We start from the raw sequence: 15515 nt of genomic DNA on the forward strand, positions 1-15515 counted from the left end.
GAAAGCACTTATTAAAGGAAATCCATATGTCTCGTGTACTAGCTCTTAAATCAAGCATCCTTGGCGATTACTCTCAATCAAACAAACTGGTTGAAGACTTCATCAAAAATGTAGACCAAGATAAGCTAACGGTTCGTGACTTAGCTGCAAATCCACTGCCAGTTTTAGACTTTTCAGTCGCAACAGCACTTCGCGCAACAGAAGATCTTTCGCAAGAGCAACAAGCGGTGGTTGACCTATCTGATGCCTTAATTGAAGAAATCAAAGCAGCAGATACTTTGGTTATCGCAGCACCAATGTACAACTTTACGATTCCAACTCAGCTGAAAAACTGGATTGATTTGATTGCTCGTGCTGGCGTGACATTCAAATACACAGAAAATGGCGTTCAAGGTCTGATTGAAGGTAAGAAAGCAATCGTAGTTACCACTCGTGGCGGTCTTCATAAAGACTCACCAACCGACAGCATGACACCATACCTACGCACAGTATTAGGTTTCGTTGGCATCACAGATGTGGAATTTGTTTATGCAGAAGCTCTAAACATGGGCGAAGACGCAGCAGCAAAAGGCATTTCAGACGCACAAAGCCAATTGGCAACCTTGGCGTAAGCATCGTCAGAAGGGGGTAAGTAAAAGTAAACCACCACTTACAGAAGTTGGTCGATTTCAGCCTTAAAGTCGCGTTTGTTTTTGAAGTAGAAGTTATTTCTCGATTTGTCGTTCGTTACCTTCCATAGCCGCTCTATAGGTTTGAAATTAGGGCTATAACGTGGGATGTATTGTGGCTAAATATTAAGAACAAACGCCGCATCTTTGACCAAATCACTGCAGTTATGTCCGGCTCCATGAAAGATGATGTCGAGCTTGTGCTCTAATTAGTAACTTTCTCTAAACTTACAGAAAAAGCGAACAATATTTTCGCTGTCAGTGCTATCGTAACCAGTACGCATACTAGCATGGGACAAATTGGTCGATATTTTTGGGTGAATGGCATGACAAAAGCTACCGACTCCTCTTTACCACAAGTTGCCTTTATAGCTTCGTATACTTCAATGAAAGTTTGCTGCTTTCGGGGAAATCAAGCATCTTCAATGGTCACGGGGATATAGATCACGAACTGCTTTATGATTATGTCGAAAAAAGTGCAACCTCGTCGGTTACACTTAATTACTACAGGGTTACATCCTTCGCTCTTTACTAATATTTGATAGAAATAACTTCCCCTCCAGAGCAAAGATAATGACTCCCCCAGAGCTTAACTTTTTCCAACCATAATTTCATTTCTTGATTTGTCGTTGTAGCACATAATTTCTTCGTAAACCTTCACAAACTCATAGCTACCCGCAATATTCTTAGCGTCAAAACCATTTGCTTGAAGCATTAGCGTCATATTGTAGCTTCTCTCTCCTGTACGACAGTGTACGTATACAGGCTTATTTCTATCTAATCCATCCAAGTTGTGTCGCAATGATGTCATTGGCATATTGACAGTGCCCTTAATGTGACCAGCTTCGTACTCAGCAACTTCTCTAACATCAATGACTTGTTCTCCAGCAGCAATTAGGTCATATAACTCAGAGAAACGAACTTGCTTAAAGGAGCCTTCATTCAAGTTTGACGCTATATATCCAACCTTGTTAACTACATCTTTACCAGTGCCAAATGGAGGTGCATAACACAGCTCGAGATCGGCAAGCTCTTCTACTGTCATTCCAGCTTTAATAGCCGTTGCCACAACATCAGCGCGCTTGTCAGAAGAGCCCTTTGTTACAAATTGTCCACCTAGTACTCTTCCTGTAACTTTCTCAAAAATCAACTTTGAAAAAACGAGCGACATACCTGGCATAATCCCTACGGTTCCTGGAGGGGCAGCAAACACTACATCATAATCAATATCGGTATTGGCAAGCATCTTTTCAGACAAACCCGTGGTAGCAATATTTAAATCGAACAACTTAACTACACCACTGCCGATATAGCCTTTATTGAGAATTTTTCGACCGTAAATGCGATCGGCAATTAATCGACCTTGCTTATTCGCTGGACCAGCCATAGCTAAAGGATAAGACTGACTGGTTAGCTGATTTCTAACTAGAATTGCATCACCTGCCGCGTAAATATTTTTTACCGAAGTCTGATAGTTTTCATCAACTTTTATGTAACCTCTTTCGTTTAACTCAATACCTGAATCTTCTAGAAAGCCAGTTGCCGGTTTAACGCCAATAGCAAGAATAACACCATCAGTCTCGATTTCTCGACCTGATTTTAAAATAACCGTTCTTGTATCAAAACCGTCAACAAGGTCTTCAATAACAACTTCAATACCTTGTTTTATCATTTCTGCTTGGCCAAAATAAGACATATCACGATCTACAAAAGGAATGATCTGGTCAGTACCTTCAATAAGCGTGACTTCGATACCTATCTTTTTCAAGTTTTCTGCCGCTTCTAAACCAATAAACCCTCCCCCGACAACAGTCATATGCTTAGGTTTTTTATTTTTGATAAATTTCACGATATTTGAGACATCAGGGACAGTTTTGAGAACGTAATTATCTATTTTTTCAATACCAGGGAAAGGGGGAACAATTGCATCGGCACCAGGAGACACAATTAGAGCATCATAACTTTCAGTGATAATTTCGCCTGTTAGCGTATTTTCGACCTGAACCGTTTTTTCATTTGAATTAACAGCAATAACATTGCTATTAACTCGAGCATCTATGTTAAACATCAATTTTAACTTTTGTGGGTTCATCAAAATGAGTGTTTCTTCTTTTTCTACGATGCCAGAAATATGATATGGTAGACAACAATTTGAAAAGGATACAACAGGGCCTCTTTCATATATGATTATCTCTGCATTTTCATCAAGTCTTCTGCAGCGAGCAGCTGCAGATGCCCCACCAGCGACACCACCAATAATAATAATTTTCATATTTCACTCCTCAAGAGTAGTCAATTAATTAAATTTCATGAACTTGTTTCGAAAACAATAATGCGAATAAAAAAGCAACTATTGCCGCGATTGGAACGACCAGAACCACCATTACGAACATACCTTCCGGTGGGTTGGCGATACCAAAGAAAGCAGCAAACACAGCGGCAATATTACGTGTACACATTCCAAGTGCTATACAACTTCTTTCTTGTTGCTTAAGCCCGAAGTGGACTTTATAGGAAAGCAAAGAAATGATGATAAAAAATAAGAATTGAGCCCCAGGAGCAAAGCTACCAATCGTACCGAGCATCTCTTTCCCATAAAGTGTCAGGGTTAATGCTAAGGTTACGAGCAATGATAGCCCCCCTACCTTTTTAATTGCTGGATAAATTGTTTTCGCTAAATTCGGAAACAACATTTTGATAAATGCGCCAATTGTCATAGGCAACAATACCATTAAAATTAAGGGTTGTGCCAAAGACCAACTATTAATGGTTAAGCCTTGAATCAAGAGAGGGGCTAAAAGTGGCAATAAGATTACTGTTCCGATTATAGTCAACAGTGTAAACGCTCCCGCAAAGGACATATCACCTTTAGCTTTAGCCACAACAATAGGATAAAAAGGTGCTGTGGGAGCTAAGCTGATCAATAATAACCCAGCAGCATGACCTTCTTGCAGTGGCAGTAACCATATTAAGAACAGAGCCAATATTGGACTTACGACCCACCCCAAAAAAAATATTAAGCTTATTGCATGAATACTTGTTAATGTTGTAAGTGAATTTCGAATATTCAGCTCAAGCCCCATAGCTGCTAGGTTCGAGACTGTAAATATAACTACGACTATGCTAAAAAAAAGAGAAAGATCCATTAAAATACCTTTAAATTTCTGACAAAAATTTTGCACTACCAAATTTATCAGAACAAACAATTAATAAATATATAACTTTAAAATCTCCAATAACTTAATCCAATTAATAAGTTCAGCATATTAACATCAATTAATCACTCATTATCTAATATTATTTTGATATTGCATTATTGGGTATTGATAAAAAATTATGAGTTTTGAATCGCCATGTATTTATGGCTGAATCATGTATTCACAGAACCTAGCTGTATCCCTTCACGTTGCTATAACAAGTCACCTCTAGAATCTCAAGGATATCTGCCTTAAAAATTACAACAAATTTAAACTTACATCCCGAACAAAGAGTCAACACATCAAAGTTTAATGTCCTTTGATATAATCGCTCCAAAAGTTGCTCCTAAGTTGCATGAGGAGCAAAGGTATCAAATATCGCTCGATTAAGGCTTTAATGCGTAATTCAATAACTAAGTCAGCAATCCATGCCGCGTCATTCTCTCCCCTCATAGTCTCGTTTCATAACAACCAACCATATACTAATCGTTGTTCTTTAACTTTCCGGATTTATGGAGAAGTGGTGAGTTGCAAAGCAAACTGAACAGAGAGATGGGTTCTGTTAACTAGTTATGAAACGGTGCATCAAGATTTATGGCGAAGGGAAAACAAAAAATCATAGTACATACGGCTACCCTAAACGTCTGGAGAAAACTATCTATCACTCTCGATACACACTCATAAACTTACCGAAGGTGCGGTGAGTTTATCGTGTGTTTCCTAGGCCATACTCAAACAAACAAGCGAATACCATAGAGGCGATTTAAGACAGTACCTATAACAATAGTGCTTGCCACTACACCACATGAACAATAGCAAGCAATTGCATATTTAACTTTGAATGCCCTTCCGAGCTTAATATGCATGAAAGTACACTAAAGGGGTAGACTTGTATCTTAGCGGTATTACGCAGAAACACCTATCAAAGGACTAAAACGTCAGCGGGTTGATAAAGCATATACTATTATTTAGGGGAGCTATCGATCGGGGCCTACATTAAAATGTTCGCTAGTTATGCCAGCCTCTGTCGCATTGCAATTAATGACAACTATCGGTAAATTAACCCATTTGGTCTTGTCGCGAGTGATAATTTGAAAGGAAGTTCAGGTACATTTTTTGGTCGCACTGGTATGTTTTGGCTTTTGCTCAAAGCTTTGGATCGTTGCTATGGGGGCTGTATAGAAAAGGTCAACTTTCCTCAGAGTTTAATAGATGACCCAATGCGTCTTATGCCAAAGAGCGAGATAAATCGTTATATCGATTTACTGGCGAAACATGTTAACGACCCGCTATTTGTAGCCAAAGGGGGAGCAAAGCTTGACTTTAAGGACTTACCTATTTTAGATGAGTTAGTGTTGAACTCCCCTGTTTTGTTTACGGCAATAGTGCGCTTTAATTACTTAGCAAATACATTAGAATCGGGGTCTAAATGTTATACAGAACGCACCAGTCAATTTACCAAATGGTGTTATGAGGTATCAACACCTGTGCTTTATGAACGTCTATTTAGTAGTGTCTTTGCTGTTTGGAAATACATACATGTGTTGCGTCACTTCATAGGCGAAAATTTTACTCCTGTTACAATTTATCTTCCAGGTACAAGGTTAGGAAAAAAAGGAGGTGCCGAAAAAATATTTGGTTGTCCAGTAATTTGGAATTCCAAAAGAGCAGAAGTTTGGTTTGATCGCGATTTGCTACCTACGTTTAGCAACCAAATCAAAAGGTCTCAAAATAACGTTCCAACGTTGAAGCTTCTTAAATATGCAAATATGCCGGATAGTAGTGACTTATCACGTTGTGTATTTGAAGTGGTTAATTACGCTAGAGCCTATGGATACCCAAAACTAGACACTATCGCTAAAATAATGGAAGTATCACCACTTACGCTACAACGAAAAATACAGAAACAAAGTTTTAGCTTTTCAGAATTAGTTAAATATCAACTGATTTATATATTAGCCCCAAATATGTTGCTAGATGGTTACAATATTGATTACATTGCAAAAGAGTTAGGTTTCAATAACCCACAGAGTTTTGTTAAAGCTTTTAAAAAATCCCACCAAATAACGCCAAATCAATATATTGAAATTCTAAATGATAGGGGCGCTATAATTGGATAATATATTTATAAAAGACAGGTAAGGCTGCCCTAAAATTAAGCAGCATCACTTACTAATTTAGGCTGCCATGCTCATTTATTATAATATGCATGACAGCTTAAAGTCTCAGTAAACATATAATTCATTACGACTTTGTTTTATTATTTTTATAAGATAATAAAACAACCTACAAGCTAAACTTATTCCTTGAAGTATATTATTACACCTCGTGAAAAAGCCAAAATTGGAACTCTCATTAGGAGTAATTAAAAAACTATGTTTCTCCGAATTTTTGTGTTGGTTAAAAGACTATATACGGCCAGACTTAGAACTGGCGACAGCTCTAATTGGGTTCTGTTAGCTATATATTATCACTACGCTTACACCAAGATATTGTAAATGTTCACCGGTACATATTGGCTATATGTATAGTTAGAACCGTTCTTGATTATAACGAGAACATTTGAATTTATTCAAGGAATGTCTCAGTTGGTAGAAAAATCACATAGAGACCTCTATAACGCGACTGTTATCTCACTACTCCAATATCGGTCTTGGCGATGCTTTAAGTGATTTAAACGCGAACAATATTAAAAAAGCAACTAATACATAGAGGTTAGCAAAAGCAATAAACAATATTCTTTCATAAAAAAAAGTGTCAATAGAATGACCCGTCGTTGTAGTTACATCAGTAAGTAATATCAAAAAGCAACTAAATGCACTTGAGTAAAGAGCCCCTTTAGTGAAGGTTTTATAGGCAAAGACTAAAGAAAAGAAGAACACTAACGAAATATAGAAAGTAGAAATGGGTGCAATTACAACTAGTTCAAATAAAACAATAGCAGCCACACCACCCAAACAATTAGCCATCATTAACCCAATAAGGCTTTTCATACCTTTATTCAAACACCCTTGCGATATGAGCATGGATGCATACAAAAGAGTTAGCATGGCATACTGAAAATCGAACAATATATAAACAACAAACAATGGCAATAATGCCAATGTATTTTGCATTGCGAATATTGAAACTTCACTTTCGTTATACTTATAATCTTTGGAGATATCATTACTTAATTTAACATCAGAAATTACGCATCGGAAAAACAAAGAAGTAAATATTGCAATTATATAAGAAAATATCAACCCAACCATATTGTCGATAGCAAATGGCACATCCATTGACGCTAAGGTCGGATAGCTTATTACAGATAAGATCCACAATAAAACAATAAGTACATCCCCTCCTTTCGCTTGGAATCGAAAAATCAAAAACAACATCCAAGCGGTTAACATAATACTTAGTACTGGCTGTGAAATTATTGTGCCTATTAAAATAACTCCTACAAAAGATGATCCAACAATACCTAGCAGAAACAAGAAAAACTGGTATTTAGATAGTGGCCGAGACTTTGGAGCCAAAAGTATCGTTACTAATGTTGGACAAATATAACCAAGTTCCCACTGAAAAATCATAGTAATAATGATAGGAACCATTACAGCTAATGCATAACGAATTATTACTCTAAAATAGTTTTCACTTTCAATATTTCTCTTTACACTAGTAGACATAGCTCAACCAACTCATGACTTTTATGTAGATGCGACCTAATAGAGCCATTAAGCCATGCTCTTTTGTGAATACAACAATATCTGCTTGACCTCCTTCACGCTTTACACCAGTTGGAATATCGCTTGTCAACTTAATAATCACTGGGAACCTTTGCGCATCTCTCAGCCAACCAGTTTTAGGAATGGCAGATTGAAGTTGGCCGATTGTAGAATTCGAGTCGAATTGAACACCATAACTAATAGAACTAACTTCACCTCTAAATATCTTTCCAGGTGCCGAATCAAATACAATAGAAACGTTGTCACCATGCTCTATATTTTGTAAATTATTTTCCCTTAGATAAGCTTCTATCCACACTTCGTTTGTAGAAATATGGGTCATTATAGGGGAGCCCGCATTTATATAGACACCTACATCATATCGTAGATTGGATATAACCCCTTTTCTAGGAGCAAAGATCGTCGTGTTCTTCAGGTCAAACTCAGCCTGAGAAAGCTTCGCTAATGCTTTTGTTAACGTTGGATTATTTTCAAAGTTACTACCTGCATCAAGTTTAGCCTGTTCAAGCTCCGCAAGCGAAACCTTTAAATGTGCTTTTTGAACTTCCAGGGACGTACGCACATCGTCAACTTCTGACTTTGAAACGTACCCTTTCTGACCCACTGAATATACTCTCTGGTAATTAAGTTTGGCTAACCTTAATTGCATTTGTGCTTCTACATAGTTAGCATTAGCAGTGGCAACATGGGCAGTTTTAATTCCAACATCTTTACCTGCTAATTCTAATTCAGCTCTAGCTTGTTCAACGGCTATTTTATATGGCTCTGGATCTATCTTTGCTATTAGATCCCCTTTCTCCACGATTTGGTTATTTTTAACTGGTAAATTAATAACATAGCCGGACACTGAAGTGGATACCGGACTAACAAACGCTCTAACTCGTGAGTTGTCTGTAAAAGGTGTTATTTGATCAGCAAAAATATACCAAGTCAATATAGTTAATGATAATAACGCCACTCCTAATGTAAGTAGCTGAAACCTTCTATGCGCAAGTTTTTCTTTATTACTATCATCTGCTAAATTTGAAACTTCTTGCTTCATAAAAAACCTATACTTTTTATCACTTTAAATCATTTAAATTAAATAGTACCGAGAATGTATATATATTTCCATCTCTATATATGTTAATCAGGTTTAGATCCAAAACTTGCGGTAATAGCGCTCTATTTACAAGTAGCTATATACAGTAATCAAGTCGGCAGAAAGAGGCTCCAAATTAAACTATATTATCGAGAATTTTGATATATTGTTCGTAACTAAAATCCGAACACTTTTTGAACGAAGCAATTTCAATGATACTACCCTAAAAACTTTAGAACGATTATATTTCTCCCTTCACCATTGATAAAGGTGATGGAACATTTACATCATTTAGGTTGCTTATTTAGATAGAATTGGTTTAGAAGATAGCTAATCAATGGGTAGATACTGGCTTGAACACCTGAGATTTGTCGTTGATTCGATACGTCAAATAAGCTGTAAGTTCTGGAAGAGTTGCAGTAAAAAGTTAGTGCATGACCGCTTTGAAACATGAAGCAAGCATTGTTTCTTGCCTTCTCATTCATCCTCGTTACAAAGCCGTTCAATCGGATTCAGATTTAGACTGTAGTGTGAAAATTAGTGAAGCTGAATGTTGGCGCAGTATTTATTCTGTAAATACAGAAAACCAGGATTTACCCGTAGATGAATGCAAATTCCAAAATTACAGCGTAAGATGTTTGTAATTTTGGTCAATACTTTTGCGTTGTCACGGTAAGTACCCCGGGCATGACCCGAGGTAATCTTCTAATACCCTACGCGAGCTCCTTTTGGGAGGATAACAATGCCATTCTCCGACACATAGTGATGTTTCTTGTCTTCTTGTAGATTTACCCCAATTTGTGTCCCTGGTGCAATCTCTACATCTTTATCTGCAATCACACGACGAAGCACACAACCTTCGCCGATTTTCACATCACCCAATAAAATACACTGACTGATGTCACACGCTGAAGCAATATTACTACGAAAACCCAGTACAGACTTTTCTATGCGAGAACCTCGCACATAGCTGCCGTTGCAAACTAAGCTATCAATGATTTGAACTCTACCATTGTCTGAGTCGGTAAAGGTCGCTGGTGGTAATGGTGGATAATAAGTATGCAGTGGCCATTGGCGATTGTATAGCGAGAACGGAGCGTCTTTTTCTAACAGATCCATATGGGCTTGCCAGTATGCATCAATAGTACCTACGTCACGCCAGTATACCTCTTCTTTCTCCCCCGCAATGCGGTGACTGCTGAAGTCATAAGCAAACACATCACCTCTCGGGAACATCTTTGGAATGATATCTTTACCGAAGTCATGAGTAGAACCTTCATTAGCTGCATCTTCAGTCAGCACGGAAAACAGCGCCTGCGCTTCAAATACGTAGTTGCCCATAGAGACAAGCGCGTGTTCTGGATCACCAGGGATGGATTTCGGACTTTCCGGCTTTTCTGCAAAACCGATCATACGTCCTTCATTATCCACTTCTATGACACCAAATTGAGATGCTTCCGAAAGTGGCATGCGCAATGCGGAAACCGTTAACGACGCTTCTTTTTCTTGGTGGAAAGCCAGCATCTTTTTAATGTCCATTTTATAGATATGGTCTGAACCAAAGATACACACTTGTTCCGGATTCGCCCGTTCAATAAAATGTATGTTTTGGTAAATGGCATCCGCTGTTCCCTCATACCAACGCTTGGCAACGCGCATTTGTGCCGGGATTGGGTCAATAAAACGCTCACTAATACCATTGATATTCCAACCTTTCTTCATATGATGAAATAAAGATTGAGATTTAAATTGAGTAAGGACGTAAATTTGCATCAAGTCCGAATTTATGAAATTGTTCAATGCGAAGTCAATAAGCCTATAACTCCCTCCAAAGGGGACCGATGGCTTACTGCGGTATTTGGTTAAAGGTTTTAAACGAGAACCTTCTCCACCCGCAAGAATCATTCCTAAAACACCCTTCATTTTTATCTCCGAATCTAGAGTTCACCATTTTACGTTATTCTAAACCAACGACTTATCATTCTATAAGAATTTTTCATATTTAGGTAAATACCTTTTATAACAAGTCTCAACTTTTGGTTTTAAAATAATTTAATAAAATTACAGAATATTTGGTCACAGTATAAAAACATCATTGGCACGAAGTTTCATCATAAAAATAAAAAACTTAAATAATATGATAAGACGATCACATAATAAAAGCCACATTCATTTACATGTGAAATAAGAAAAATAAAGTCATTCACAATAAGAATAATAAATATAAATATGACACTTTACTTACGAATTTAAATTTCACCCACTCTCAATAACCCTATGATAAAAGCAATGGAACAAACATATCAAATTAAGTAAGTATTAGTACTAATTAATCCATTTCGTTTAATCATTTATATATTAATTGTATCTTAATGTTTTGATAGTTAGATCAAAGACCAGCCGACACCATAAGGCACTCGTGTATTTTACGAGTCATAATGCGAGATAAAGAGGTTCATCGCCACTTTAGATACAACATAAAGCAGGCTCTTCTCACAGGACTACGGGGGTATCAATGTCACATGAACGTTGGAGAGTTATTAGGGTTTTAAAAGCAATGTTTAATGTCCAGTGACATCCTTCAGGATTACCCTTTAACTTTAATCATTACTGTAAATAAAAAATTCTAGATAAATATTGATATGAATATAATTATTAACTTAAAAAAATTACCAATTAAAACTCTAATGATTGCTGTTACTGCAATCACGTTAACGTCTCTTGCAACGATCGTTTCATCGATTTACATATCACAAAAAAAAATAGATTCATCAAACAAATCAGTTGAACATACTTATGATGTACTTCTATTAATAGAGGATGTTTATCAACAAGCCCTGAGGATGGAAGTTGAATACCAGAGATTTATTTTAACCTATAATGGACGTTTCTTAAAAAGTTATGATGATGAAAAAGCAAAGACAATCGGAAAGCTAGAAAAAATCATAAAATTAACATCGGACAACAAAAAACAAACCAACACATTTAACATTGTCCGTGAACAAATAAATTCATGGGGTCATATGGTTGATAGTTATAAAATAAAAGAAATAAAAGAAGTAGAATTGAACCAAAGCCTAAAGAACGTGTATTTATCTAAAATTCGCGCACTATTATCGGAGGCCTCATCTCTAGAAAGAACTATTTTAAAAGAGAGAAATAGAATCCAATCCTTATCAATGTCCAACCTATTAATCAACAGTATTTATGTATCTATAATAGGGTGTTTGATCATTATTACAATATTAATCACTGCTAGTTATATTATTCTCAGTAATATAAAGGAAGTTTCTCAGGCGATCGAAGAACTCTCAAATGGATATCTACGACATCTTCCCATACCATCATCCAAAAATGAATTTTTGCCATTAAAGCTGTCTTTCAATAACTCAATTGATAAGCTGTCTTCACTAGTAAATAGATTAACACTATCTTCGAATGATACGAGCTCCTCAGCAGAAGAGCTCACTATTGTAATGAACCACTCATCTCAAAATACACAGAACGAACTTACTCAGATCGAACAGATTTCAACAGCAATCAGCGAACTTGCGAGCACATCACGAGAAGTTTCGAACAATGCAGTAAAAGCAGAAGATGAGGCAAGGAAGGCAATAGAGAACGTTCATACAGGCAATAAGGCCTTAAGTCAGTCGTTAAATTTGACCAAAGAACTTAGCAATTCGGTACAAAACACCGCCCAAGTCATTGATGATTTAAAAATCAGTGCTCAAAGCATTGGAGAAGTGACAGTGGTAATTAGCTCGATTTCGGATCAAACAAATCTACTTGCTTTAAACGCAGCTATTGAAGCCGCAAGAGCTGGTGAGCAAGGACGTGGATTTGCCGTTGTTGCCGACGAGGTTCGAGTCCTTGCGACTAAAACACAAGAATCTACGATAAAAATCCAAGATATCATCTCGAAACTGCAGGCAAGATCTGATGAAGCCAGTAAAGATATGCTATCAAATGTAAGTTTGATACAAAAAGCTGTCTCGTTGTCAGAATTGGTTAAGTCTTCTTTTGATGATATATCACATTCGGTACACTCTATCTCCGACATTAATGCCCTTGTTGCAACTGCTTCACAAGAACAGTACAACGTAACCGAAGATATTTCAGAAAATACAACAAGAACATTCGATTTAGTGAATGAAAATGTGTCAGCTGTAAATCAAACTCTTCAGTCTTCACAAGGACTTTCAGAACTAGCTGAGAAACAAAATGAATACTTATCATTTTTTAAGCAAGAGCACGTATGAATCACATACTTCAAAACTAGTCGCCTAGTTTATGCAACTCTAACTAAGTAGATACCCACGGGCATGCCCGTGGAACTTACTGTTACAACGCTAAAGCGTTGACCAAAGTTACACAGCTTGCGCTTTAATACCTTTCAGATCGTTGTCATTAATTCGAGTTCCTGGGAAACAACACTGTGTAAAAGCTAGCTCTTTCCAGGTTGCTCAAAACAAAAATCGCTTCAATGACAAGCGCTCGAAAAGCGACTTGCCCTGGCTTGTATACTTTCCGGTCGATCCTTGATTTAGACCTTTAAATCGCCGCAGCATCGACAAACCAAGTCACTCTCGCTGAACCAAGTATCTTGAGGTTACTTTTACTTGGGTACATGAGGCAATGATGAAAAAATTGAATCAGCTAGTCTGTATGCTCGTTGCTCTTGCTGCTGCTTCGTTTGATTTGACTTAATTCCTGCTTGAACAAAAGCATACCATATCGGTTGTTTTGAGTTAGGATGGTAAAGGGCTATATATACCGTACCTTTTTGTTGGCCCTTCTTCCCTAAACTATCAATCCCTAGTGATAATCTAGTCTTCTCAAATATTGCCTGGTCGCTCAAGCTAGCTTGGTCTGCTAACCCTAAGACAAAAACAGCATCTGCTGTCTGATTATCTGACTGAAGTATGTAGCCTTTTTGGCTCATGTGAGTTTCAAAAGCTCGTTTTACAATCAATTCAACATTATGATCAGACGCTTCATCACCTTCCAAATGCACTAAATTACTTGAAGATAACCAAGAGTAAGTTTTTACTCCTTGAACAGCCTGTGTAATATCACCAGATGTGATTACTCCATATTTGTAATCCTGGGCGAGTTGTTCATTATGAGAACAAGACTGCAAAGTAATCAGAATGAAGATAGCATACATATTTTTTATCATATTTGTTCCTAAAAATAACCTGACCAAACCTTAGCTGAATCGTTGCATCGCTCGTTAACCCAGATTCAAGCCCACCAATTAGTAATATCGGCCTCTCTTCTAACCTATTGCCTAAAAACGACGGTTAATGCCACCAAACATTTGCTGCCGCCCATCTTCAGAACCAGTCCATTCAAAAAATACTGACCATTTCCCATTGAAACTATAGTTACCACCGATTATTGGCTCCCAAGGTTCACCAGTCTGCTGAGAAATTTGATAATCAATTCCTTTGCTTGTATTTGGGATACTTTGATAGCCAGTAATTCTTACGTCGTTATGTATATAGCTAGCCCCGACATACAACGCTAAACTTTGACCATTCTGGAATGGTATAACTGCTCCAAGCCTAGGGGATACTGTTATTACTGTTCCATCGATCGTTCGTTTATCCATCGTCATTTTCGTAAAAGAAACTGGAGCTGAAATAAAGTAATTATCCCAGCCTACGGCCAGTAACGTACCTAACGTGTAACTCATCCCCTCTATACTAGGTGTAGGGCTGTAAAGTTGACTATTATTACCCTCCCAACGCTCGCACAAGATGCGTTCTGCTCCACGAGCACTGCGACAGTCAATGCCTAATTGATTAAGTAATGGATCACCTTCCAAACGAAAGTTGACATCAGCTTCGCCTGTAACTTTACCAACCGTCGCAAATACATTCAAAAATGGAAAAATCCAAGCATCAATCTTAATCTGTGGAACTTCACTTTCATTAGTACTATCTTCAAAAGATACAAAGTCGATAGGAGTATTCACTCCGTCTTTATTACGTACAGAAAGATCGTACAGCTTCATAGGTTGATATGTCGAGGCATAGATTAAGCTCACTCCGATAGGCAAAGGAAGGTCATGACCAAGATCAATAACCCTCTGACCATAAAACGGTAAAGCGCGATCCCAATGCTTGGGGAGAGATACCTGATCTCTAGACCGACGTTTTAGTGGAATAGACGCATTGCTTTCTTCAACATCAATATCTACATCATCCATTAGTTCGTTCTTCGAAATTTCAATCGCAGACAACGACAAAGAGGCTTGGACACCACTACTATGCAACGTGTAAGTTGAAATGGTTCGATCTTTGATTTTTGACTGATCATAATACAATTGGTCATTTGCTTGTTTAAAACTGCTAACCATACTCGAAGTATTCACTCCTTGTTTAGCTACCTCCATGCTCTCTTCGTCATTAAATACAGAAATAATAAAATCTTCGCTATACCCCAACCCAAAACCAAGCTCATCTCGTTCGATGTTTACGTAGGTTACGCTAGTGTCTTGGTTGTCGTAAATTGCACCAACACCGGCAGTGTATCCATAGATAGGGGCTTTGATGCCGAAAGCACTCGCAATCATATAGCCATTCGCTGTACGTAACTGCTTCTCTAACGTAGGCTCTTGAATGGTAAGTTGATCAACAACATGAGCGTGTGAACGGTTTAGCTCGTCAATCATATCTTTTTGTGGGACGACATATTCACCTGATATTTGTGAACAGCCTAAAGTAAAAAAAATAATGACCAGAGGTAGAAAAAATAACCAAAACCTATTCAACTTCCCTCCAAAAATAAAGCTCTTACTACTAAAAAGGTGTGTCAATGAAATCATATT

The 15515-nt window shown here is 37.5% G+C and carries 10 protein-coding genes and 1 pseudogene; 3 read left to right on the forward strand and 8 right to left on the reverse strand.

The genetic code is table 11. From position 1 onward, the window contains the following. Nucleotides 1-26: 26 nt before the first annotated feature. Nucleotides 27-611: an FMN-dependent NADH-azoreductase gene (locus tag BSZ04_RS16835; protein WP_088880916.1), complete on the forward strand. Its 585-nt coding sequence runs from the start codon at nt 27-29 to the stop codon at nt 609-611. 47 nt (nt 612-658) lie between these two features. On the opposite strand, the pseudogene BSZ04_RS25295 reads toward BSZ04_RS16835, so the two are convergent. The 3 genes and pseudogenes from BSZ04_RS25295 to BSZ04_RS16845 form a co-directional block, all read right to left on the reverse strand. Further along, a pseudogene (locus tag BSZ04_RS25295) lies at nt 659-1071 on the reverse strand (transposase); the annotation flags it as partial. Nucleotides 1072-1257: 186 nt separating this feature from the next. Next, nucleotides 1258-2940: an FAD-dependent oxidoreductase gene (locus tag BSZ04_RS16840; RefSeq protein WP_088880917.1), complete on the reverse strand. Its 1683-nt coding sequence runs from the start codon at nt 2938-2940 to the stop codon at nt 1258-1260. 28 nt (nt 2941-2968) lie between these two features. Further along, the gene (locus BSZ04_RS16845; RefSeq protein ID WP_088880918.1) at nt 2969-3814 is read right to left on the reverse strand and encodes a hypothetical protein; all 846 of its coding nucleotides are present in this window, start codon (nt 3812-3814) and stop codon (nt 2969-2971) included. 1142 nt (nt 3815-4956) lie between these two features. Here BSZ04_RS16845 and BSZ04_RS16850 point away from each other — a divergent pair. Next, nucleotides 4957-5985 (forward strand): AraC family transcriptional regulator, encoded by a 1029-nt coding sequence (locus BSZ04_RS16850; protein ID WP_151899069.1) that lies wholly within the window; start codon nt 4957-4959, stop codon nt 5983-5985. A gap of 516 nt (nt 5986-6501) precedes the next feature. On the opposite strand, the gene BSZ04_RS16855 is transcribed toward BSZ04_RS16850, so the two are convergent. From BSZ04_RS16855 to glgC, 3 genes are all read right to left on the reverse strand, one after another. Next, nucleotides 6502-7536 (reverse strand): DUF2955 domain-containing protein, encoded by a 1035-nt coding sequence (locus tag BSZ04_RS16855; RefSeq protein WP_088880920.1) that lies wholly within the window; start codon nt 7534-7536, stop codon nt 6502-6504. Then, a complete protein-coding gene (locus tag BSZ04_RS16860; RefSeq protein ID WP_088880921.1) occupies nt 7526-8638 on the reverse strand; it encodes an HlyD family secretion protein in 1113 nt (370 codons plus the stop codon). The genes BSZ04_RS16855 and BSZ04_RS16860 overlap by 11 nt, the downstream gene beginning before the upstream one ends. A gap of 744 nt (nt 8639-9382) precedes the next feature. Further along, nucleotides 9383-10600 (reverse strand): glucose-1-phosphate adenylyltransferase, encoded by a 1218-nt coding sequence (gene glgC, locus BSZ04_RS16865; protein ID WP_088880922.1) that lies wholly within the window; start codon nt 10598-10600, stop codon nt 9383-9385. A gap of 719 nt (nt 10601-11319) precedes the next feature. On the opposite strand from glgC, the gene BSZ04_RS16870 reads away from it, so the two are divergent. Further along, entirely contained in the window at nt 11320-12939 is a 1620-nt protein-coding gene (locus BSZ04_RS16870) for a methyl-accepting chemotaxis protein (RefSeq protein WP_088880923.1), read from the forward strand. 356 nt (nt 12940-13295) lie between these two features. Here the strand turns inward: BSZ04_RS16870 and BSZ04_RS16875 are convergent, their stop codons facing one another. Continuing rightward, nucleotides 13296-13859, reverse strand: coding sequence for a DUF4136 domain-containing protein (locus BSZ04_RS16875; RefSeq protein ID WP_088880924.1), 564 nt, complete (start codon nt 13857-13859; stop codon nt 13296-13298). A gap of 111 nt (nt 13860-13970) precedes the next feature. After that, nucleotides 13971-15512, reverse strand: coding sequence for a porin family protein (locus tag BSZ04_RS16880; protein ID WP_151899070.1), 1542 nt, complete (start codon nt 15510-15512; stop codon nt 13971-13973). Between the last annotated feature and the right edge of the window lie 3 nt (nt 15513-15515).

Origin of the sequence: Vibrio rotiferianus, from assembly GCF_002214395.1 — a bacterium.
In the GTDB taxonomy this organism is placed as follows: domain Bacteria; phylum Pseudomonadota; class Gammaproteobacteria; order Enterobacterales; family Vibrionaceae; genus Vibrio; species Vibrio rotiferianus.